Annotated in this window: 17 protein-coding genes and 1 pseudogene; 12 read left to right on the plus strand and 6 right to left on the minus strand. The window is 45.7% G+C overall.

Annotated features, from left to right (window positions below):
• Window positions 1–234 precede the first annotated feature (234 nt).
• Window positions 235–780, minus strand: a complete 546-nt coding sequence (orn, locus tag AB6D58_RS20055; protein WP_010434065.1) for an oligoribonuclease — start codon at window positions 778–780, stop codon at window positions 235–237.
• A 150-nt stretch (window positions 781–930) separates the two neighbouring features.
• Between orn and rsgA the strand changes: the two genes are divergently transcribed.
• The 5 genes and pseudogenes from rsgA to AB6D58_RS20080 all read left to right on the plus strand — a co-directional run bounded on the left by rsgA (window position 931) and on the right by AB6D58_RS20080 (window position 7,978).
• A complete protein-coding gene (rsgA, locus tag AB6D58_RS20060; RefSeq protein WP_048663217.1) occupies window positions 931–1,986 on the plus strand; it encodes a small ribosomal subunit biogenesis GTPase RsgA in 1,056 nt (351 codons plus the stop codon).
• A gap of 125 nt (window positions 1,987–2,111) precedes the next feature.
• The gene (gene asd / locus AB6D58_RS20065; protein WP_017063172.1) at window positions 2,112–3,032 is read left to right on the plus strand and encodes an archaetidylserine decarboxylase; all 921 of its coding nucleotides are present in this window, start codon (window positions 2,112–2,114) and stop codon (window positions 3,030–3,032) included.
• Window positions 3,033–3,340: 308 nt separating this feature from the next.
• A complete protein-coding gene (locus AB6D58_RS20070; RefSeq protein ID WP_017061303.1) occupies window positions 3,341–4,756 on the plus strand; it encodes a DASS family sodium-coupled anion symporter in 1,416 nt (471 codons plus the stop codon).
• A gap of 292 nt (window positions 4,757–5,048) precedes the next feature.
• Complete coding sequence (locus tag AB6D58_RS20075; protein ID WP_372158214.1) at window positions 5,049–6,929, plus strand: methyl-accepting chemotaxis protein; 1,881 nt, start codon at window positions 5,049–5,051, stop codon at window positions 6,927–6,929.
• A 162-nt stretch (window positions 6,930–7,091) separates the two neighbouring features.
• A pseudogene (locus AB6D58_RS20080) lies at window positions 7,092–7,978 on the plus strand (DMT family transporter).
• An 85-nt stretch (window positions 7,979–8,063) separates the two neighbouring features.
• Here AB6D58_RS20080 and epmA read toward each other — a convergent pair.
• Window positions 8,064–9,035 (minus strand): elongation factor P--(R)-beta-lysine ligase, encoded by a 972-nt coding sequence (gene epmA / locus AB6D58_RS20085; protein ID WP_136982277.1) that lies wholly within the window; start codon window positions 9,033–9,035, stop codon window positions 8,064–8,066.
• A 451-nt stretch (window positions 9,036–9,486) separates the two neighbouring features.
• Between epmA and frdA the strand changes: the two genes are divergently transcribed.
• Genes frdA through frdD form a run of 4 tightly spaced genes read left to right on the plus strand, consistent with a single transcriptional unit; the run spans window position 9,487 to window position 12,858 of the window.
• A complete protein-coding gene (gene frdA, locus AB6D58_RS20090) occupies window positions 9,487–11,310 on the plus strand; it encodes a fumarate reductase (quinol) flavoprotein subunit (protein WP_372142049.1) in 1,824 nt (607 codons plus the stop codon).
• Entirely contained in the window at window positions 11,310–12,074 is a 765-nt protein-coding gene (locus tag AB6D58_RS20095) for a succinate dehydrogenase/fumarate reductase iron-sulfur subunit (RefSeq protein WP_009847917.1), read from the plus strand. Before frdA ends, AB6D58_RS20095 begins: the two co-directional genes overlap by 1 nt.
• A 1-nt stretch (window position 12,075) precedes the next feature.
• Window positions 12,076–12,459, plus strand: a complete 384-nt coding sequence (frdC, locus tag AB6D58_RS20100; protein ID WP_017061300.1) for a fumarate reductase subunit FrdC — start codon at window positions 12,076–12,078, stop codon at window positions 12,457–12,459.
• Window positions 12,460–12,471: 12 nt separating this feature from the next.
• Window positions 12,472–12,858, plus strand: coding sequence for a fumarate reductase subunit FrdD (gene frdD, locus AB6D58_RS20105; RefSeq protein WP_017063167.1), 387 nt, complete (start codon window positions 12,472–12,474; stop codon window positions 12,856–12,858).
• A 76-nt stretch (window positions 12,859–12,934) separates the two neighbouring features.
• On the opposite strand, the gene AB6D58_RS20110 is transcribed toward frdD, so the two are convergent.
• Together AB6D58_RS20110 and efp are read right to left on the minus strand one after the other, a co-directional pair.
• On the minus strand, window positions 12,935–18,751 hold the full coding sequence (locus tag AB6D58_RS20110) for a hypothetical protein (RefSeq protein WP_372158217.1): 5,817 nt from the start codon (window positions 18,749–18,751) through the stop codon (window positions 12,935–12,937).
• 410 nt (window positions 18,752–19,161) lie between these two features.
• A complete protein-coding gene (gene efp, locus AB6D58_RS20115) occupies window positions 19,162–19,728 on the minus strand; it encodes an elongation factor P (protein ID WP_372158219.1) in 567 nt (188 codons plus the stop codon).
• A 33-nt stretch (window positions 19,729–19,761) separates the two neighbouring features.
• Here efp and epmB point away from each other — a divergent pair, with 33 nt between their 5' ends.
• From epmB to AB6D58_RS20130, 3 genes are all read left to right on the plus strand, one after another.
• Window positions 19,762–20,784, plus strand: a complete 1,023-nt coding sequence (epmB, locus tag AB6D58_RS20120; protein ID WP_372158221.1) for an EF-P beta-lysylation protein EpmB — start codon at window positions 19,762–19,764, stop codon at window positions 20,782–20,784.
• 13 nt (window positions 20,785–20,797) lie between these two features.
• Complete coding sequence (locus AB6D58_RS20125) at window positions 20,798–21,343, plus strand: prepilin-type N-terminal cleavage/methylation domain-containing protein (RefSeq protein WP_372158223.1); 546 nt, start codon at window positions 20,798–20,800, stop codon at window positions 21,341–21,343.
• A 105-nt stretch (window positions 21,344–21,448) separates the two neighbouring features.
• A complete protein-coding gene (locus AB6D58_RS20130) occupies window positions 21,449–21,937 on the plus strand; it encodes an MgtC/SapB family protein (protein ID WP_048607785.1) in 489 nt (162 codons plus the stop codon).
• A 65-nt stretch (window positions 21,938–22,002) separates the two neighbouring features.
• On the opposite strand, the gene AB6D58_RS20135 is transcribed toward AB6D58_RS20130, so the two are convergent.
• Both AB6D58_RS20135 and AB6D58_RS20140 read right to left on the minus strand, forming a co-directional pair.
• A complete protein-coding gene (locus AB6D58_RS20135; protein ID WP_136999139.1) occupies window positions 22,003–23,481 on the minus strand; it encodes a diguanylate cyclase in 1,479 nt (492 codons plus the stop codon).
• A gap of 192 nt (window positions 23,482–23,673) precedes the next feature.
• Window positions 23,674–24,231 (minus strand): VC2662 family protein, encoded by a 558-nt coding sequence (locus AB6D58_RS20140; RefSeq protein ID WP_017067162.1) that lies wholly within the window; start codon window positions 24,229–24,231, stop codon window positions 23,674–23,676.
• Window positions 24,232–24,376: the final 145 nt, after the last annotated feature.

Here is a 24,376-nt window from a genome sequence, read left to right on the forward strand (position 1 = left end):
ACCGATGACCTCAACCTTGGCAAGGTTGCGCTCTACCAACTGAGCTAGTATCGCAATCTGAAAACGTCTTTCTCCGTTCAGGGCTGCGAATTATAAGAGCATTTTTTTGTGATGCAAGTCCTTAATGCAAAATTACGAAACTTTTTACTCAACTGCTGTAAAAGCACACAGATTTGCAAAAAAAACGGCTCTTATGTCCCTGAAAAGTTAGATAAACGTGATCATTTTATTCGACTAGATGTTAATAATCGTTTTTCGGTAGTACTGCAGCTCGGCGATCGACTCTCGAATATCGTCTAACGCAAGGTGACTTCCCGACTTAGAAAAACCATCTAGCACTTCAGGTTTCCAACGACGAGTCAGCTCTTTCAGAGTGCTTACGTCAACATAGCGGTAGTGGAAGTACTCTTCTAACTCTGGCATGTGCTTGTATAGGAAACGGCGATCTTGACCAATGCTGTTGCCACAAATCGGTGACTTACCTTTTGGTACCCATTTTTCAAGAAACTCAATCGTTTGTTGGATGGCATCTTGCTCTGAAACCGTGCTTTCTTGAATTCGCTTCACGAGGCCGCTGCCAGTGTGCGTCGTTGTACACCACTCGTCCATCTTGTCCAATTCACTCTGAGGTTGGTGAATAGCCAAAACAGGTCCTTCAGCCAGGATGTTAAGCTCACTATCAGTAACGATAGTAGCAATTTCAATGATTTTATGAGTTTCAGGATCAAGTCCTGTCATCTCTAGATCAACCCAAATAAGGTTCTGATCGCTAAAGGACATAAGGCGTCGCCTATTTGTTTATGTGTAAAAGAGGTACTATACCCAAATAACTATACTCAAACTAGCTTTAGGACCATCGAAATCACGTGGTACCAGCAACATCCTGTTTGAGTTCCCAATCATCAAGTTAGATGTGTTAAGTGAAAAATTGTGGCTAAAAAAAAGAAGTTAACCAAAGGTCAAGTACGTCGTGTACGTAGCAACCAGAACAAGCGACTCAAGAAAGAAGATTCTATCCAATGGGATGAGAACATGCTTGGCGGAACCAAAAGCGGACTCGTGATTACGCGCTTTGGCCAACATGCTGATATCGAAGATCTTGAAACTAACGAAGTTCATCGTTGTAACTTACGCCGTAGTATCGAGACTTTAGTTTCTGGTGACCGAGTGACTTGGCGCGCAGGCTTAGAATCAATGGCCGGTATTTCTGGCGTTGTGGAAGCGGTTGAGCCGAGAACTTCAATGCTGACTCGCCCTGATTACTACGATGGCCTAAAGCCAGTAGCTGCGAACGTCGACCAAATGGTTATCGTATCGGCTGTGCTACCAGAGCTATCACTTAATATTATCGACCGTTACCTAATTGCTTCAGAAACGGTAAACATCGCGCCACTTGTTGTGCTGAATAAGGTCGACCTGCTGACTGATGAGCAGATTGCTGAATACCGTGAAACACTGAAAGAGTACGAGAAGATCGGCTACAAAGTGATGTTCGTGAGTAAAGAGTCTGGCTACGGCATCAAAGAGCTGGAAGCTGAACTTAAAGACCGTATCAACATCTTTGTTGGTCAATCGGGTGTGGGTAAGTCAAGCCTAGTGAATGCATTAATGCCAACGCTAGACATTGAAGAAGGCGAAGTCTCTGAGAACTCAGGTCTTGGCCAGCATACCACCACGGCAGCCCGTTTATACCACTTCCCTTCTGGTGGTGATCTGATTGATTCACCAGGAGTTCGTGAATTCGGCCTATGGCACTTAGAAGCCGATGAAATCACTGAAGCCTTCATCGAGTTCAAGCCTTACCTTGGCGGTTGTAAATTCCGCGACTGTAAACACAACGATGACCCTGGTTGTATCCTGCGCGAAGCAGTAGAAAACGGCAAGATCAGTCGATTACGTTTCGACAACTACCACCGCATCATTGAAAGCATGGCGAGTAACAAAGATAACCGTCAGTATTCACGCAACAAAAAAGCCGATCTCTAATCGCGTTTTTGTGAACAAATGTGTGCATTTACTGACAATTGGCGCGAATTTAAGTAACATCTCGCGCCCTAAACCGTCATCAACAGATTTAATTGAAAAACAATTAGCATTGGAAAATTAATACAATGGATAAGATTAAAGTTGGATTGCAGTACTGGATTCCACAACATGGACTGACTCGCCTAGTCGGCAAACTTGCGTCTGCAAAAGCGGGCGGCTTAACGACAGCGATCATCAACTGGTTCATCAAGCAATACAAAGTGAACATGGATGAAGCTCTGCATAGCGATCCAAAACACTTTAAAACATTCAATGAATTCTTCGTGCGTGAATTGAAAGAAGGCATGCGCCCTATCGCCGAAGGTGAATCTGTTATTGTTCACCCTGCAGATGCACGTGTGAGCCAATTTGGCCCAATTACTGACGGTCAACTGATTCAAGCGAAAGGCCATAACTACTCAGCTCGCGAGCTATTGGGTGGTGATGCTGCGCTAGCGGATGAATTTAAAGACGGTGAATTCGCAACGCTTTACCTGTCTCCAAGTGATTACCACCGCGTGCACATGCCATGCGACGGCACACTGCGCCAGATGATCTACGTTCCAGGTGACCTTTTCTCAGTTAACCCGTTAACGGCAGAAAACGTTCCAAACCTATTCGCACGTAATGAGCGTGTCGTTTGTATCTTCGATACGGAATTTGGCCCAATGGCACAAGTGCTGGTTGGCGCAACGATCGTAGGTAGCATCGAGCAAGTATGGGCAGGTACCATCACCCCACCTCGTGGTAACTCGGTTTACAAATGGGATTACCCTGCACAAGGTGACAAAGCAATCATCTTGAAGAAAGGCGAAGAGATGGGCCGCTTTAAGCTTGGTTCAACCGTTATCAACCTGTTCGCTAAAGATGCGATCAAGTTTGACGACACTATGCAAAATGGCGAGAAAACGGTTCTTGGTACACCTTTCGCGCACATTGCTGGCAAAGAAGCGCAAGCAAATGACGATGTTGTTACCGATTCTGCTGAGAACACTGACCAAGCTTAACAATTTGAGTTAACTCATTTAAGCTTTCAAGGCGCGTTACTTTTTCTATTTCAGAGAAGAACGCGCCTTTTTCTTAGCTCTACCGATTCATTTGCTACTCAAGCTCTAACAACTCAATCTTTCAAACCCTGCCCAGCCACCTGCTGCTTCTCACTCTTGTCTCTAATTGCCCAGATAAAAGATTGACCAAAAACAAAACAACTGTCGAAACCTTAAACAACTTTTTGATTTTCCAACCCGTCTCCAAGTACCAGAAATCCAGATAACTTACTCTATTTGAAGATATTTTATTTATAGGGTCTTTGTACATGCCTAAACTCAATGTTGGCGTTCTGGTCAAGCTGTTGATTTGTTTTGCGATTCCCTTAGGCGTGTTATTCATGCCGATAGATTCAATACCAATCGATGATCTCACGCTGATTCAACACCGCCTGTTGGCGATATTCTTATTAGCAGCCCTGCTGTGGGTGCTTGAACCTGTTCCGGTATTCGCCACTTCCATTTTGATCATTGCGCTTGAACTGGTGATGATATCTGACAAAGGTTTACACCTATTTAGAAATCCACCAGCGGGGCACGACCTCGGTGAGTTAATCAAATATACCGACATCTTCGGTGCATTTTCGTCACCGATCATCATCCTTTTCATGGGTGGTTTTGCTCTTGCGATATCCGCATCCAAGTATGAACTCGATAACAACCTAGCTCGAGTGCTACTTAAACCATTTGGTACAGAACCGCGCTTCATTATGCTCGGCTTAATGCTGATCACCGCCGTGTTCTCAATGTTCATGTCAAATACCGCAACGACGGTAATGATGCTTGCGCTGCTCGGCCCTATCGTGGCATCTGCACCAAAAGGCGATATGGGTATCAAAGCGCTCGTGTTGTGTATTCCAATTGCTGCCAATACTGGCGGTATCGCAACCCCAATCGGTACACCGCCCAATGCCATCGCGCTGCAATACCTAACGGGTGAAAATACCATCGACTTCCTCAGCTGGATGATGATGGGCTTACCCTTTGTGATCATCCAACTCACCATCGCTTGGTTTCTTCTACAAAAACTCTTCCCTTCTAAAGAAAGAAACATGGTGCTCAAGCTTGATGGACAATTTAGAAAGAGCTGGCGAGCGATTGTGGTTTACATCACCTTCGCTGCGACAATCTTATTGTGGATGACCACCAAACTGCACGGCATGAACACCTATGTCGTGTCTATCATTCCACTGGCTGTGTTTACGCTCACTGGCATCATGGGCAAAGAAGAACTCAAGCTGATTAACTGGGATGTGTTGTGGCTGGTCGCAGGTGGTATTGCGATTGGTATTGGCTTAGATAAAACAGGCTTAGCCGCTGCACTCGCACACGCAATTGACTATGAATCGCTGTCACCTGCAGCTGTGGTACTGACATTGTCTATCGTGTGTTGGTTAATGGCGAACTTCATGTCAAACACTGCGACGGCCAACTTGCTGATGCCGATAGCCGCTGCAATTGGTGCTTCCATGGAAAGCCTAGTTGCGATTGGTGGTCTGCAAGGCTTGCTGGTTGTGGTCGCCTTCTCTGCGTCACTTGGCATGATTCTGCCAGTATCGACACCACCAAACTCACTGGCCTACTCGACCGGGCTTATCGAAAGCAAAGACATGGCGAAGATGGGCATCATCTTAGGTATTGTGGGCTTGCTGATGGTTTACCTCGCCCTGTTTATCATCACCTAGTAAGCGTTAACGCTCCCCTTTAATCCTAACTAAAGCGCTGAATGTAAATTTGGCGCTTTTTTCGATCTATACCACTCCACCTCAAGCAATTAACTGACATTTCAATCAATAGGTAACTGTGATATTACTTCACTGTTTTACAAAAAGCAGAGTAAATATATTTAGAATTTATGATTTTAAACACAGTCATTCAACTTAAGACAGCGGCACTATACGCCAATCAAAGACACATCAATTCATTATTAAGTACGTCAACGTAGTTAGGTTTTGTCTAATCAGAGAGGAATGGACCTTGAGACATACTATTAAGTTTAAAATTCAGATCGCCATTGCGATCATTATCGCCGTCGTGAGTGCTACCCAAGCTTGGATATCAGTTACCCAGCTCACTCAAGAGACTGAAGTCGCGATCAACCAAGAAATGAAAAATGTCAGTGCTGGCACGACGAATTATATTGCCGATTGGCTCTCGACTCGCAGCGATATGATGCTTGCTAATGAACCGACCATTTCAAGCAACAGTAACTCTGACCGCGAGTTGCTAATCACCAAACAAGCTGGACAATTCTTGTCTGTTTATGCCGGATTCAGCGACGGCACTATCGCGTATGGCGACAAAGGTGAAGATTGGCCAACAGGCTACGACCCACGCACCCGCCCTTGGTATAAAGATGCCAACGCAACATCAGACCTCGTCATTACTGAACCTTATCAAGACTTTGACGGCAGCATTGTCATCAGCTTTGCAAAAGCATTCAACGGTGAAAGACAAGGTGTCCTCGCGGCAGACCTAACTGTAACCAGCATTATCGACACCGTACTCAACGTGAAACTGGATAACGATGGCTTTGCGTTTTTAGTTGACGGTAACAACAACATCGTTGCCTACAGTGATGAAGAGCTAAGTCAGAAACCACTGACCAGTTTGAATCCGGAACTAACAGCCAACAAAGTGTCACAACTGATCCAAGGCCAAATGATCACTACGCTAACTTGGCCTGGCCAAGAGGATAAAATGGTCTACATTGCCAATGTCCCGAATACCGATTGGTCACTGGGTATTGTTATCGATAAGGAAATGGCGTTTTCCGCAGTATCTGACGCGATTCAGTTCATCGCTCTTACTTCTTTGATTTTGTATATCGTCATTTCGATTGCGAGCACAGTGGTGATCAACCGCCTGCTTTCCCCACTACAAACCTTGTCTGACGCACTGACTCAGCTGGCTCAAGGCAGAGGCGACCTCACTCAACGTATTGATATCACGCGTATGGATGAGATAGGCAAACTAGCCGAACTTGTGAACCAGTTCTTAAGCCAGATGCAAAGCATGTTGAAGGGCGTAATAGAGCACAGCCACGATTTAAACAATCATGCAGAAAAAGCCAATCAACTGGCGACCCAATCATCCATTCGAGTGGAGAATCAGCAAAACGATATCAATCAAATAGCGACCGCGATTCATGAGATGTCAGCCACGGCAGCTGAGGTGGCTAGCCATGCCGAACTCACGGCATCCGCTTCTCAAGCGTCAGCCACCGCTTGTAACGAAGGCCAAGAGGTTATTCAACAAAACCGCGATGCGATTACTGGTCTTGCAACTCAAGTTGAAGACGCTGCCAATGTTATTCGAGAACTGGAAAACAACGCGCAAAGCATCAATCAGATACTATCCACCATTCAAGGCATTGCCGAACAAACCAACCTGTTGGCATTGAACGCTGCGATTGAAGCGGCGCGTGCGGGTGAGCAAGGTCGTGGATTTGCGGTTGTTGCAGACGAGGTTCGAGTACTGAGCCAAAGAACGCATGGCTCGACCGAAGAAATCCGCGTGATGATTGATACGTTACAGAAGAATACCGAACATGCCGTTGAAAGCATGACCACCAGCACCCAACTGGCAGAGAACAGCGTTGGCTTCGCAGAGCAAGCTCATGGCAGCCTCTCTAAAATCACCCAAGCGATCACTGAAATCAACGATATGGCGCTGCAAATAGCTAGTGCTGCAGAAGAGCAACGCGCAGTAAGCGAAGACATCAGTCGTAATACGCAAGGAATCAAGGATGCCTCCGACGATCTTGCACAACAAGCTGAAAGCAGCCGCAATAGCTCAAATGAAATGAGTAACGCTGCCGAGTCGATGCGCCGAGATGTGGAGCGCTTTAAGGTATAACTCATCTCAAGCAACATAAGTTAAACCTCACCACCGAGCGGCAGGTGACGTAAACCGATAACTGAAACAAAGTGACTCTTTTCACAAGAATCACTTTGTTCTCAGTCCGGTTTAATGCATATTGATGAGCTAATTTATCCCAGACACAAGGATGTTATTCAGATGGGATTCGAATGGTTGGCTCTTGCTGCCGCTTTTCTTTGGGCTATCGCGAGCCTGATGTCAGTAAAGCCTGCTCAACACTTAGGTTCTTTCGCCTATAGCCGTGGCGCATGGGTTGCACTGCTATCATCTTATCGAGCATGGCTTGGTTTACTGGTGGCTGGTCAACGGTCGAAGCAGACCTAGTCACGCCGATGATGCTGTCTGGGCTAATTGGCATCTTCATTGGTGATACCGCCCTATTTGCCTGTTTGAACAGAATGGGACCGCGCCAAGCAGGTTTGCTGTTCTCTTGTCACGCCGTGTTCTCGGCAATTCTTGGTTACTTCCTATTTAGCGAAAGTATGACTTCGGTTGAGCTGATTGGCTCGGCTTTGGTGTTCAGTGGTGTATTAACCGCGATATTCTTTGGTCGTCGAGGACAAGCCAACAACCAACTCGAAACCATCAAGGGCACCGTGTGGATTGGTGTAGCTCTCGGAATCACAGCGGCTATCTGCCAAGCCTTGGGCGGTATTATTGCAAAACCCGTGATGCAAACCAGCATAGACCCTGTTGCCGCTTCAGCGATTCGTATGATCACCGCTTTTGTTGCTCACTCCGCATTTCGTCTAACTGGCGCTAAGCTCTCACGCGCAATTAACCCGATGAATGGTCAAATATTCGCGATTACCGCAGTGAACGGCTTTCTTGCTATGGCGGTGGGAATGACGCTGATCTTGTATGCACTGCAAGAAGGAAATGTCGGCATGGTTGCTCTGTTGTCTTCAACCACACCTATCATGTTGTTACCAATACTTTGGCTGTACACCAAACAGAGACCAAATGCCTACGCTTGGATCGGTGCCATTGTTGCCGTAGTGGGTACTGGTATTCTAGTCAGCTAGCTAGTGAAGTTAATTGGCAGCTGATTGGAAACTGAGAGTGAATAGCTAATGACTATTCACTCTCAGTAAAAACAAAAGCAAAAAGTTAAGAACGTGGGAAAGGAAAAGCCGTCACGTCATCGATGTGGTCATAACCTAACGCCAGCATGATCAGACGATCAATACCTAAAGCAACACCCGCACAGTCTGGTAAGCCCGCTTTTAATGCCTCAATCAAGTGATGGTCAATCGGTTGAGGCGATAAGCCCATCTCAATACGTTTGGCATTGTCATCTTCAAAGCGCTTGAGCTGCTCTTGTGGTTTATCTAGCTCATGGAAGCCGTTTGCTAACTCGATGCCTTTGAAATACACCTCAAAGCGATCCGCCACTCGCGAATCCTCAGGATTAATCTTAGCCAATGCCGCTTGTGAAGCCGGAAAGTCATAAACAAACGCAGGGACTTGTTGCCCTATTTTGGCTTCAACCCCAATACTAAACAGCAACTGCAGCAAGGTATCACGATCTTCTTCAGGGTCAGCTATATCGCTGAGCCCAAGTTTTGCTGCGGCTTGCTTTAGCGTAGCCATCGAATCTTCCAGGGGACACACACCTAACACGTCAATAAAGGCTTGTTGGTAAGTCATTCGCTCTGCTGAGCCCGATTTAAGTACCTGCTGTAACAGCAAATCCATTTCATCCATCAGGTCATGATGATCAAAGCCAACGCGATACCACTCCAACATAGTGAACTCAGGGTTGTGATAACGGCCATTTTCTTCGTTACGGAAAGACTTACAAATTTGGTAAATACAGCCACTGCCCGCCGCTAATAGACGTTTCATATGAAACTCAGGGCTAGTCATAAAGAACAGTGGCTGACCGTGTGCATAACCCGGCCCTACGAATTCAGTTTTGAAAGTATGCAAATGCACGTCCGTCACCGTGGCGTGGCTCATCGCAGGCGTATCCACTTCCATCACGTTTCGCTCAGCAAAGAACTGACGAATTTGATTAAGGATATCAGCACGTTGCTTTAAATGTTTAATGGTTGCGGCCGGTTGCCATGTAGAGTGCATTATTGAGTTCCATATTACTGAATTCTAGGCGACGAAAATTACCACCTTTCATCGCTTTTGTAAGCTTCTATCTTTCTATTCGTGAAAGCAAAATGTTGTTTTAATGAAGCCAGAAAATTACGTTCTACAATACAATTATCAATACAGATTTCACATCAACATTGATAACAAAAATCATACTCAACAAGCCGTTAACACCCGTCCTGTGGGTTAATCGTTATCAACAATTCATTGCCGTGATTGCAGTCACATAACCTATAATTTCTATGCCTCCATATGCATTACCGACCTAAAAACCCAAATGCATCAACTTTTCGAATACCTTCCTCTCTTACACTGAACCTACCACTTAAGGCTTAGGGGTGCTAAATGGTTCCTACAATTTAGAACCTCCTAAATAGGCTTTTTATAATAACAAGCGGAATACTCCGCATCACACTGGAGAATAACTGTGAAGACAATTACCACAGATATCGCAGTCATCGGCGCAGGCGGCGCTGGTCTTCGTACAGCTATTGCTGCGGCTGAAGCTAATCCTGAACTGGAAGTAGCACTGATTTCTAAAGTTTACCCAATGCGTTCGCACACGGTAGCGGCAGAAGGCGGTTCAGCAGCGGTAATTAAAGACGAAGATAGCCTAGATAACCACTTCAACGATACTGTTGGCGGTGGCGACTGGCTATGTGAACAGGATGTTGTTGAATACTTTGTTGAAAACTCGACTCGCGAAATGATCCAAATGGAACAATGGGGCTGCCCATGGAGTCGTAAAGAAAACGGTGAAGTAAACGTACGCCGATTCGGCGGTATGAAGGTAGAGAGAACGTGGTTCGCAGCGGATAAAACCGGCTTCCACATGCTTCATACTCTGTTCCAGACTTCGATGAAGTACGACACAATCAAACGATTTGATGAGTACTTTGTGGTGGATTTGCTCGTTGAAGATGGCGAAGTACAAGGCCTAATCGCGATTCACATGTCTGAAGGTGAGCTTGTTACCATCAAAGCAAAATCTGTTGTTCTAGCAACCGGTGGCGCAGGTCGTGTTTACCACTGTAATACCAACGGCGGCATCGTAACTGGCGACGGTATGGCAATGGCTTATCGCCACGGTGTACCACTGCGTGATATGGAGTTCGTTCAATACCACCCAACAGGCCTACCGGGCACTGGCATCTTGATGACCGAAGGTTGTCGTGGTGAAGGCGGTATCATCGTCAACAAGAACGGCTACCGTTACCTGCAAGATTACGGCATGGGCCCTGAAACTCCAGTGGGCGAGCCGAAAAACAAATACATGGAACTGGGTCCTCGTGACAAAGTTTCTCAAGCATTCTGGCACGAGCAGCAGAAAGGCAACACCATCAAGCACCCACTTGGTGATGTCGTGCACCTTGACCTTCGCCACCTTGGTGAAGAGTACCTGCAAGAGCGTCTACCGTTCATCTGTGAGCTTGCAAAAGCGTACGTAAACGTAGACCCAGCAAAAGAGCCGATCCCAATTCGTCCAACCGTTCACTACACCATGGGTGGTATTGAAACTAACGGTACCTGTGAAACTCGTATTAAAGGCCTATTCGCCGTTGGTGAATGTGCTTCAGTTGGCCTACACGGTGCAAACCGCCTAGGTTCTAACTCACTGGCTGAGTTCGTAGTATTTGGCCGCGTTGCTGGTGAAGAAGCGGTGAAACGCGCTGCTGAATTCAAAGGCTGGAACGAAGAGTCTATCGCTAAGCAAGTGAAAGCGGTTGAAGATCGCATCGCAGGCATCTTGGCTCAAGAAGGCGACGAGAACTGGGCTGATATCCGTACTGAAATGGGTCACACCATGGAAGCGGGTTGTGGTATCTACCGTCAAGAAGACTTGATGCAAAAGACCATCGACAAACTCACTGAACTGAAAGCTCGCTACAAGAAGATCAGCATTAAAGACAAAGGCAAAGTATTCAACACTGACCTACTTTACGCTATCGAAGTGGGTTACGGTCTTGAAGTTGCAGAAGCGATGGTTCACTCAGCGATCCTTCGTAAAGAGTCTCGCGGTGCACACCAACGTCTAGACGACAACTGCACAGAACGTGATGACGTGAACTTCCTGAAACACTCTCTATCTTTCTACAACGAAGATGCAGCACCAACCATCGACTACAGCGGCGTTAAGATCACCAAATCTCAACCTAAAGCTCGTCTGTACGGTGAAGCTGCAGAGAAAGCCGCTGCCGCTGAAAAAGCAGCAGAAGAGAATGCTAAGAAGAGCGAAGAGGAGCAAGCATAATGTCAGCGAATCGAATCCAAAAAATTGAAATCCTGCGTTATGATCCTGAGCACGACGCAGAACCTCACTTTCAAACCTTTGAAGTGCCATTTGATGAAACCATGTCAGTACTTGATGCGATCGGTTACATCAAAGACAACCTAGATAAAGACCTGTCTTACCGTTGGTCTTGTCGTATGGCGATTTGTGGTTCTTGCGGCATCATGGTTGATGGCGTGCCAAAACTGGCGTGTAAGAGCTTCTTACGTGATTATCCAAACGGCTTCAAAATTGAGCCTTTGGCTAACTTCCCAATCGAAAAAGATTTGATTGTCGACATGACGCCGTTCATCGAGCGCCTTGAAGCGATCAAGCCTTACATCATCGGTAACGACCGTAAGCCAGAAGACGGCACAAACATCCAAACTCCAGAGCAAATGGCGAAATACAAACAGTTCGCTGGCTGCATCAACTGTGGTTTGTGTTACGCAGCATGTCCTCAGTTTGGTCTAAACCCTGAGTTCATCGGCCCTGCGGCACTTGCTCTTGCTCACCGCTACAACCTAGATAGCCGTGACAATGGTAAAGCCGAACGTATGAAGCTTATCAATGGCGACAATGGCGCTTGGGGCTGTACGTTTGTAGGTTACTGTTCTGACGTATGTCCGAAGAAAGTAGACCCAGCGGCTGCAGTAAACCAAGGTAAAGTTGAGTCTTCAATGGACTTCGTTATCTCGATGTTCAAGCCAGACGGATCGCAAGTAAAAACAGCAGAGGAGGCATAATATGAGCAATCGTAAGCCTTATGTTCGTGAGATGAAGAGAACATGGTGGAGCAACCATCCGTTCTACCGCTTCTACATGCTACGTGAAGCGACTGTACTGCCTTTGATTCTATTCACTCTGTTCCTAACCTTCGGTTTGGGTGCACTAGTGAAAGGCCCTGAAGCTTGGGCTGGTTGGTTGAGCTTTATGGCGAACCCTATCGTCGTTGGTATCAACATCGTGGCACTGCTAGGCAGCTTGCTGCACGCTCAAACCTTCTTCAGCATGATGCCTCAAGTAATGCCAATCCGTCTTAAAGGCAAATTGGTTGATAAAAAAATCATCGTACTGACCCAGTGGGCAGCGGTGGCTTTTATTTCTTTAATCGTTCTTGTTGTGGTGTAAGGAGCTTTCGTTATGAACACAAATTACAAAGTAAAACCTGTTAACCACAACCCACAACGCTCTGATGAGCCAATCTGGTGGGGCCTATTTGGCGCTGGCGGTACTTGGTTTGCGATGATCACACCAATCACAGTTCTAGTGTTAGGTATCTTAGTGCCAATGGGCATCATCGATGCGGACGCAATGAGCTACGAGCGTGTGTCTGAATTCGCCACCAGCATTATTGGTGCGCTATTCATCATCGGTACGCTAGCACTGCCAATGTGGCACGCAATGCACCGTCTTCACCACGGCATGCACGACCTTAAGTTCCATGTCGGTGTTGCGGGTAAAGTTGGCTGCTACTTCGTTGCAGGCCTAATCAGCGCATTGTCTGTTATCTTCATTTTTATGATTTAACAGTTAAATAGAAAACGCCTAGGTTTGACCCTAGGCGTTTATTCTATGCTAGATGATAAGTCTATATGCGTTACGGCTATTCAAACCCCACAAATCGCATCACACCTGAGGTTATCTCCGCTTCTCCCTCTGCCGGCGCAGGGTTGCTCCAGGTTGGATCGCTCCAGAAGGATTTAGTCGTAATATACTCTCCATCTTGATCAACCTTATTCCAGGTGTCTTTGGCTCCTATAAATTCCTCTTCGGTTATGGTTAAGGTCACCTCACCATTCAAAATCACCCAATCGAACCCGAACAATCCCTCATCATCGTCAAAGTAGCCAGTACCGTTACTATGGAACACAACCTCTTCTTCAACTACAGCCATGACGGTGCCATTTATCTCCCAAAGATCGATGAGCTCCCAACGAGAACTTTCACTGCCATTACCTGTGAAATCAGACTCTATAAACTGAGCACCACCAACGGTACAGTTGGCGACTGCGCTGTCATAGTCCGAACGAGTGCCAAAGTCAGAGGGTTGGTCCGTAAAATCATCCCACGGTGAATCACCATCCCCACAGACCGTTACTGTTCCCTCGTAGGTAACATTTGTAAGCACCTCCTCTGAACCATCCCTAGAGATAGTTAGTTCATCATCAGTTTGTGATAAAAGTACCCATTGCTCGGTTGAGGTATCTTCATAAGTTATCATCATGGTATTAGCTGAAGTTTTCATCCAACTGTTCCCATAGGTCTCAGTGCCATCATTGCCGATATAGCTCATACTGCCGTTATCATGGAAAAAGAGGGTGTTACCATCGTACTCCATCAATACCAAGTTAGTCGGGTCAAACTGCAGAGCGTTTCTATCTTGTTGCACCACAGTATCAGCCCATATCCAGCTTTCAGTCACACCGTCTAACGTTTCTTCCTCGAAGAACTTAATTGACCAAGTTTGCTCCATTGAATCTAATAACGCCCAGTAAGTCGTGAAGCTCTCCGAATCATCAGAATAGCTGATCTTAATAAAGCCATCTTCTATGGTCCAGTCATCGATATAGTCACCACCCTCACTCTTCAATACATGTACAGTACCATCAGCATTGAACAAGTAATCACGAGTATCTCCATTGCCTTTAACGCGTTGGAAGTTTAGACCCTCGACCATCTCACTGGTAATGTGAGTTCGACCGCCACAATCCGTGATCGCCGTTTCGTAGTCACTCATACTCGGGATAGGTTGCCCCTCAACAGGTTCTGCATCACCGATGTAGCACTCTTCAAGCACAATCGGACGATCTTGTTGAATAATAGTATCCATCCAGATATAGCTACTTGATTGACCGTCCACAACTTCGTTCTCATAGAACTTGATTGACCACGTATCATCCAACGAATCTAACAGTGCCCAGTAAGTCGTGAAGCTCTCCGATTCATCAGAATAGCTGATCTTAACCAAGCCATCTTCTATGACCCAATCGTCAGTATAGTTACCGCCCTCTCCCTTCAATACATGCACTGTGCCATCAGCATTGAACAAGTAGTCACGAGTATTTCCATTGCCTTTAACGCGTTGGAAGTTTAGACCCTCGACCATTTCGCTGGTAATGTGAGTTCGACCGCCACAATCCGTAATCGCAAGCTCATAGTCAGCCATGATTGGGCTTGACTGATCATCGCTATCACCCAAGTAGCAGGTAAATAGGTAATCGCTCAACACTACACCATCTTCTATAGACTGTGCGGCAATACCATTGAAAGCGTACATAGTATCGTCCGACGGTTCAGCACTTGGCGCCTCAATCTCACCTACCGTAAGTTCACCATTGTACATGCTAAAGATCATGGTAGGCGTATCCCCCTCTCCCATGTAGGGCATAGCCTCAACTGGTACGGTAAATTCGACGATATCTTCACCGTGTAATGTGTAACGTAAGTAATCCGCAGTAGCGACGCGACTTGCCGTTCCTGCGTCCCAATCAAAGAAGTAATAATGCGCCGTGCCATCACTCACTAACTCGATATCAAAGTCTAGATAGAGGCCAACAGAGGTAGTAAGATCTGTGGAAACCGACTCACCGACCGACTGCGACACAATAATGTCGTCCAGACTTGTAATAGAGCTACCATCCGTATCATAACCGACGTCAGAGAACCTCACGTACGGACTACCACCCTCCCATAGGAAGTACTGGTTTACGGCTGGAGAGAAGGTAAACATTACCGCTTGTGAGCCTTCAGCGAACCTCGCCTCTTCCATGAAGTCGAACCACTCAAAGTAGACTTCATGCAATGCCATACCCGATAGGTTTACCACTTCTGATTCTACTGAATAATAGAAACTGGAATTGTCTTCTGGATAGGCAATAAGTTGCTCTCCAGAGAAGTCTATCGTATAACCTACCGGAGTTTGCCAGCCGTTTTCAGTGAGCTGTACGTCCCCCTCAGCTTCAAGTGGTAGCTGGATAAAGGATTGATCACCACGGTACTGTATGAGTTCCGTAAGGGTTAACGTATCACCGCCATAACTCAAGGTTTCTTTAAACAGAATATCTACGAACGATAGTTCGCTCCAATCGCTGAAGAATCCGTAAAGAGTCCCCTCTTGCTCCGCAAACTCTTGGGCGGTAATAGTCCACTTATTTGGGTCGGTTGGATAAAGGTCTTCACCGTCATAAACGCCGTCTTCATCTGAATCAGCATTATTCGGATCTAAACCTTCGGTTGCATTCTCATGGTTATCGCCTAAACCATCACTATCAGAATCCGCCCACTCTAATGAGTCATAAGGGAAGGCATCGCTATTGTCGCCAACATAGTCACCATCACTATCATCCCATTCATTTGGATCATTAGGGAAAGCATCCTCGTAGTCTTTAAAGCCATCGTCGTCACTATCTTGGTTTAGAACCTGTGTAAGATAGTCTTGAGCTGCTGTCTCGTTTAAGAAGAACATTCCTAGGCTATTGTTCCAACTAAAGTCTCCTTCTGTTAGATCCATGCCCCATGTATCTATGCCCCTACGATAGTAGGCATCGTACCAAGACCAAGGATTATCGACGACCGGAACCATAAGCACCATATCAACATCATTCACTCCGGTAAACGAACCAGGAACCACACCACTATCACCAAGATCCAGTGTAACCAGTGTTGGAATACCAGTATCAGTGAACAGATAGTCTTGTGTTACGACGTGCCATTGAATTGGCCCATTGTCATCGTATTGGAAACTGCTTGTAGGTAACAGCGTAGCGTATCGGCTCAGGCCTGGAATGATTTGGTCATCAATAAGCTCCAACTCTGTGCCAGCAACACGGGCATCCTCTACCTGTTGTGGTAGATCCACAACCGCTTGTGTTCCCCACTCATCAAATGAGGTAGCAACCCAAAGGCCATTAGATTGTTTCTGGTAAACGCGATAGGCCTGTCCGACATTATCAGTGTCAGTCGTAAATGAATAATCCGCTAATGGGTAGTGCTGCCACTCTATGTGTTTATTTTTTTCCACATCACTGACAGAACGAGACACGGCATTCCATTCTTGGAACAAGGTATTGATTGGATCACTATCGACAATGAGTAGTGTGTTCGTTTCCTCGTTTAGAACCGAACGCTCTCCACTTTCAAGAACATCACCATTAATCAGTACCTCTTTGCGGTAGTAATTCCAGTACGCTGTGAGATCGTCCCATTTGCCATCATTAAAGTTAAAGTCTGCGTACTCATGGAATTCACCATCTTGTGGGTTTGCCCATATTGGTGTCGAATATTCGTAGACATAGCTACCATCAGGGATATTATTAAATCGAAGTTCAACATTGATGTAACCGTCTGCACCCCAGTCCTGCTTAGACTCCACGAAACTCTGCACGTAATCCTGCGTTACAGTGGTTAAAGTCTGAGCCCATTGAGCTTGATGGGTTTGAACATCGTCGATATCAAAGCCATTTACCGTGTATTCGGTTAACGTTTCGACCGCTTGAACGCCCTCTGCGACGTCCTCAAATTCCACTGATACACTATGTATTGTATCTATTTGAGATAAGTCATTTGGGTGAACTCTAGATGTTAAGGCTACGCCTTGTTCATAGACACGACCATTACCGCCGAAACCGCCCTCAAGAGATGCATCACCCTCATCGATATAGCGCCAATACGTCTCGCTTGTTTCGGTTCTAGTACCAATTTCAAGAGACATGCCTTCGTAACGTGCAGTACCATCGAGGTTATAGTCGTACGCAAAGGTCTGGATACGAGTAAAGTCATCATTTAACAGGTGATCGACACTTTGTGTCGTGCCATATACCACGTCATCAGCAGTGATATATTGAGTAGTTATGGTGGTAACAATCTCTCCGCTATTCAGTGTCTCAACCATTTCTTCGACCTCAATATCCAGTGTAATGATATCGCGATCTGTTATGTTTAAAACTGCTACATCAGTTGCACTAACATTGGCCACAACATCAGCAATTGACTTATTTCCATCCTCTGGATGAACATCGGCATTATTACCAACGCCATCACCGTCCACATCGACCCATTCGGTCGCATCGGTTGGGAATTCATCAACATCATTGTTGTAACTGTCGTTATCCGTATCGTTTGGATACGGGTCATCCTCGTTATCGCCTAAGCCATCATCATCCGTATCTGCCCATTCGGTCGCATCGGTTGGGAATTCATCGGCATTATTACCAACGCCATCACCGTCCGTATCTAAGGACTCGTTGGGATCCGATGGGAATTCATCGGCATTATTACCAACACCATCACCGTCCGTATCTGCCCATTCGGTTGGGTCATTATCAAATACATCTTGATTGTCACCATAGCCATCAGAGTCATTATCAGCCCACTCAGTTGGATCTTGTGGGAAGACATCATCAATACTGTCTACCCCATCCGAATCATGGTCACCAGCACGAGAACGATCCGTTGGAAACGCATCATTGGCATCAGGGTAGATGTCATCTTCTCCGTCCACCGTATCATCATTTAGGTCGGCATTATTACCGATCTCATCACCATCGGAGTCCAGACTTTCATTGGGATCATTCGGAAAGTCATCTAAGTCATTGGGGACGCCGTCATCATCTGTGTCATTAGAAAAATCGACACCCTCTGTCGCACCACCAACATTATCAAATGTCTTATCGCTATCACCTGCAACTTCTTCAATTTTCTTTTTGATTTCATTATTCACAGATGCAGTCACAGAGATAAACTTAGTCCCTTTATCTTCACTTTCAGCAACTTCTTGCAACTCTTGAGGAGATGAAGGCAAAACATTTGAATCAACCAAGTTTTCAGCGGCATAAGCGGCAGCCTCAACACCTGACTCAACAAAATCACCTAAGATTTCATCTTCATCTAAGCCTAGCTGATCAGCGACTTGCTGAATGGCAGCTTGCTTTGCTGCTTCAACCGCAGCAGCATCGTCAGAATCTGTAGTGTTTTGCTCGATCAATACGTGAACTAGCGTACTCAAAGGGGTGACATCTTTTTCACCTGGAGGGGCTGACATAATATAGTCGTCAGACACCGTAACATCAGGTTCATCTTCATCAATCGTCTGCCCGGAGATCGCTTGCACAACGACAGGGTACTGTTCAGGGTTGTCGACATCGGTGACGTCTAAATCTGCAACTCCGCCATCACCAGAAATAGCATTAGGCTCACCGTCGTCTAAGACGTAGTTACCGTTAAGGTCTAACCAAATTCGAGCATGACGTAAATAACCATCAATTGCAGTCACACTGTATTTAGTCGTTTCAGCTGGGGAGCTGGGAGTCGAGGGAGTCTCACTCGGAGTCGTGGTTGACACGGTTGTATCATCGTCATCACATCCTGAAAGCCCGACGATACTAACCAAACCAAGAGCCAACGTAATTGCATTAAGTCTCATATCAATATCCACATAGTTGCTTAATAACATCGCGTATAAAGCTAGTAGACTCTACTCATTCTAACAATATTGTAATCAGCTTCCCTTCCCATCACACATATTCACAAAATCAATATTAAACAGTCACATATTGAATTGAGAGATTTTTGTTGCGATATATAAACGCCAACAACACCTTGTAAATCTATAAGTTAGATAAAATTTTTGATTTTCATCCAGAATACAACCAAAATATGACACTAGTCACATAATGTAGCCTTGTAACCAAGGTGAATCGCATCTGGCTTACTCACTCTTGATTTTCCAGCTCTTCGTATCCCGCATCTCGTATTACTCGTATCTGCTCTTCCCCAATCTTGAGGTACAAAAAAAGGCCGCCTAAGCGACCTTTTTCAGATACTTGAAGTCAATTACTTCACACGACCAACGTATTCGCCAGTACGAGTATCAACTTTAACAACTTCACCGATAGCGATGAATAGAGGTACGCGAACTACCGCGCCAGTTGCTAGAGTTGCAGGCTTACCGCCAGTACCTTGTGTGTCGCCTTTAAGGCCAGGATCGGTTTCTGTTACTGCGATCTCAACAAAGTTTGGTGGAGTTACTGTGATAGGGTTATCATTCCACAACGTTAGAGTACATACGTCGTTTTCAACTAACCATTTAGAAGTCTCGCCTACTGCTTTTGCATCAGCAGCGATTTGCTCGAATGTTTCGTTGTTCATGAAGTGGTAGAATTCGCCATCGTTGTATAGGTAGCCTAGTTCAACGTCAACAACATCTGCAAGCTCAAAGCTTTCGCCTGATTTGAATGTTTTCTCTAACACTTTGCCTGACAGCAGTTTACGAAGTTTTACACGGTTAAACGCTTGGCCTTTACCTGGCTTAACGTATTCATTGTCGATAATTGAGCAAGGCTCGTTATCTAACATGAATTTTAAACCGCCTTTGAATTCATTGGTGCTTACTGACGCCATGATTTTCTCTTCCACATCTTTGAGTTAATTTCAATGCCGCATATCATAACCCGAAAAGTCGAATCTGTTGAGCAAAACTGGCTCAAACAACTATCGAATGCGATCTCTGACCCGACAAAACTGCTTGAGGCATTGGAAATAGACCCAACACCGTGGCAAGCAGGCTTCGCTGCTCGTGAGTTATTTGCGCTTCGGGTACCTCTTAGCTTTGTCGAACGAATGGAAAAAGGCAACCCACACGATCCATTGCTACGACAGGTTTTACCGCTAAGCGAAGAGTTTGAGGTACACCAAGGCTATTCCGCTGATCCACTGGAAGAGCAAGAAAACGCAATACCAGGCTTACTGCACAAATACAAAAATCGAGCACTGATGATTGTGAAAGGCGGTTGCGCGATTAACTGCCGCTACTGCTTCCGTCGTCATTTCCCTTATCAAGATAACAAGGGCTCGAAGTCTGTTTGGCAAACCAGCCTCGACTATGTAGCTGCTCACCCAGAGATCAACGAGGTTATCTTGTCGGGAGGCGACCCACTGATGGCAAAAGACAGCGAACTGGAGTGGCTTATCAATGCTATCGAACAAATCCCACATGTAAAAACCATTCGAATTCATAGCCGATTACCGGTTGTGATTCCCGCTCGAGTAACGGATGAACTGTGCCAATTGTTAGCTCAAACTCGCCTTAATGTGGTGATGGTGAGCCATATTAACCACGCCAACGAAATCAACTTAGAGCTCAAACAAGCCTTCCACAAGCTTAAGTTAAGCGGTGCAACTCTGCTCAACCAAGGCGTGATGCTTAAAGACGTAAACAACAGCGCTAACTCATTGAAAGAATTAAGCGAAAAGCTATTCGACGCCGGTGTTTTACCTTACTATATGCATGTACTTGATAAGGTTCAGGGCGCTGCTCATTTCTATATTTCAGATGAAGAAGCGAAGCATCACTTTAAGGAGTTAATCTCTGAGGTTTCTGGCTACCTAGTACCTAAGTTAACCCGTGAGATTGGTGGACGCAGCAGCAAGACACCGCTCGACCTACACATTGAATAGAGAAGTTGTATCAATGAAACACAATACCTCAGTTGCTCCACCAGCAACCACACCTCAATCAGCGCTTAGGTTCAGCTCAAGAGGTTTCACCATCATCGAGCTGGTCGTGGTGATCGTGATTCTAGGTATTGTGTCGGTCACTGCAGCTTCTAAGTTCCTCAACCTTCAAACCGATGCTCGTATCTCGACATTAAACGGCCTTAAAGGCGGAATGGAGGGCGCAAGTGCTATGCTTTATGGTAAGACATCGGCATTAGGCTTAGATAAAGCAGCGAGTGCGTCAGTAAATATTGAGGGCGACGATATCTCAGTTGTCTATGGCTACCCAGCAGCAATCAACAGTGACGCTTGGTCAATGCTAATCGAATCCACGTTTCTGGATGCAGAATGGGGAGTCGGTAATGCCGATTGGTTCTTTACCAATGTAAGTGCCGGAGATGGAACAATTATCTACGCTCCAGCAAGTCGTAAAAAGGAAGGAGATAACTGTTACCTTGAGTACCAAGAAGCGACAGAGACCACGACACCTGTCTTCTCCTTAACAACTGACGGCTGCTAGACTTTACGTCATCTTTATCAATCGTTAAGACAAAAAGTTTTTGTTCGATCGTCCGGTCTATTATTAGCATACTCGGCTCTATTCTAAATTTTTAGGAGGGGTGATATGACACAATTTATAGAACAAACTCTCAACCTTGCCCCCTTTAGCTGGGCAGGCCTTGCAGTATGTATGCTGTGTGGTTCGTTAATCGGTATCGAGCGACAAACACGCGGTAAACCAGTAGGGATCAGAACATCGATTCTGATCATCAGTGGTACCTATTTCTTCCTTACGATGGCGATTAGCCTTTCCCCTAACACGCTCGATCAAGCTCGTGTGCTTGGTCAGATCATTACTGGGGTTGGTTTCCTTGGCGCTGGGGTCATGATGACATTGGATGGCAAGATTCATGGTGTGACTTCAGCTGCGATTATTTGGGTACTCGCTGCATTAGGGATGATGATCGCGTTAGGGCATCTCTCTCAGTCTGTCATCATCACGCTAATGGCGCTGGTTATCCTGCTTGGTGTCGACAAGGTGGAAAACAGCTTCCAGAGCCTACGCCGTGGTGTGCATCAGAAGTGGATGAGAAAAGGCCGCGTGAAGAAGTAACCTCAACCTGAAACAGACATTAAAAAGGCCTAGTCACACGACTAGGCCTTTGTGTATCCAACTCATTAATACACTTGAATACACACCTGATTCTTACCTGCAGCCTTTGCCTTATAAAGCTGCTCATCCGAGGAACGAATGCTTTGGTTTTCCCACAAGTGGCCGACACTGTCGAATTTATACAGAGAATAGAGCGTCGCGCCGCCAGACACTGAGATACTAATCTTGTCACCTGTTGGGCATCGATAACTTTGCAGGCTAATATCATTTTGAATTCGCTCAAAGATCGACGAAAGCAACTCAGAAGATTCACCCGTGATCGCGACAACAAACTCTTCGCCACCAAACCGTGCCACGATATCTTGCTGTCTAACGCTATTCAGCATCACCTGAGCAACATGGCAAATCACCTCGTCCCCCACTTTATGGCCATGCTGATCATTAACGACTTTGAAATCATCAATATCAAACACGCCAACACCAATAATCGGCTCCTCATCCAGCGCCAGCAATCGAGCTTCAAAGCCACGTCGATTCAGTAAGCCCGTTAGTGGGTCGCGCATTGCAAGATCATTTAGACGCTGGTGCTCTTGTCTTGTATAGAAGCGCCATAGCCATAAAACCGAGAGCAAGTACAAAACCAACAGTATCGAAAGCTGAATCTTCTCCATCTCTAAGACATGCAGAAAGTGCTCGCTCTTATCTTCTTCAATACTCAGATATAGCTGGGTGTCAATGTCATCAACGTACAGAGGCTTGGAATAGCTAAAATCCATAAACCCATATTTGTTTGCGCCTCTCGTACTGGTGACTTTGTAGCCATGGGTAGGATTCGATACTAGGTTAGAGACATAACCATCGACACCCAACACCCCTTTAAACTCACCATTAACGTAGATTCCTTTGGTTAAGGTCACCACTTTCTGACCTGTCAGGTAGTCATCATATTGGCCGGTATACACCACTTGGTCTTGCCCTTGAGCTAAGCCAAAGCGAATCGTGTTCACCCAATAAGGCCTGCTATTCACAACCGAATCAAAGGTGTCGCCCTTAATGTAACTGGCAAAATCAGAAGGCGAAGAGATAATGAATTTCTCTTTTGAAATGAAATAAATCGCAGAGATGGTATCAATGGTATTGGCAAAATAAGCCATGGTCGGCGCGATGAACAGGCGCTTACCCGCTTCGGTATAAAGGTCCGATTCCGGGTTGCACATCTCGCGAGGGCCAGAGAACATAAAATCAAAACGAGGGGCATGTTGCTCCTCACTGGTGAAGTAACACGTCTCACCCTCGATCTTTTTGTCATGCGAGAATACGTAGGTATCCCCATGCAGTGGATAAAGCGCAGTGATGTTGTACTCAAGCGCATTTATGATCTGTGTGAGCTCCGCTAAAGAGCGTGTTACGCCTTGGTTTTCCATTCCATACTGTTTATCTGATTCTTCCGCTGAATCAACGAGCAACAAGCTCAAAACTACTAAAAAACTGGCGGTCAGGCCTAAGAAAGCCTTTTTAAAATCGACGGTATGGTGGTTAATCAAAGCATATAAATCATCATTAGGAATTTATCGCACATTGTACTCATTAGTAAAAATACTGCAATAGAAAATATAAAACAATATGCTTATCTATTTTGGAGGGGCGTTTGGATATCTATAAGAAAATGTTGAGTTGCAATAACGCCTAAGTCAGATGCACTTAGGCGTTATGAATCACTATAGTAACACTAAGCCTTACTTAGCAAAGTTTACAATCGGGAAGCACGGGAAGAAACCGTTGTCAGCACAGTTGATCAGACCAACTTGTACGCCTTCGATTTTGTTGGTTTTGTTGAAGATACCAACCTGAACCGTAGACACTTCTGAAAGGTTCGCAGCGCCAACATCAACCATAGTGTTACCTTCTGAGTAGTTGACGAAACTCACGTTCGCGCCTTTCACATCATTAGTAATGTTCACAGCACCAAGGTTAACACCCGTTGTTTTACCCGTGTTCCAGTTGAAGAAACCTAGAGATGCACCGGTCATTTCTTGGTTCACTTTTGATGCACCCAAAATACCCAGGTTCACACCTGTGGTCGTTTGCGTCTCAGACATACCAACAACAGCAAGATCGACACCTTTAAGGTCGTTCACTTGTCCGTGAAGTAAAGCCAAACGCACACCGCCAACCGCATCTGAGTCAGGTGCGTTGAAACCGTTAATCGTTGAAAACATAACAGGCGAAGAAGCAAATGCTGCCGGTGCCATTACTGCTGCCGACACAGCAAGTACTGAAAGTAGTTTTTTCATTGGGGAGTCTCCACTGACTTATTGTTCACTTGATTAATCCATTTTTAATCAAGCATTTATTGTCCTTTATTCAACAGCTACCCATGTTAAATCAATGTAATAACTGTACTGTTGAATATAAGCCGCTAAATCATAAAGAGCAATG

This window comes from Vibrio sp. 10N.239.312.D08, from assembly GCF_041466145.1.
GTDB classification, from domain to species: domain Bacteria; phylum Pseudomonadota; class Gammaproteobacteria; order Enterobacterales; family Vibrionaceae; genus Vibrio; species Vibrio crassostreae_C.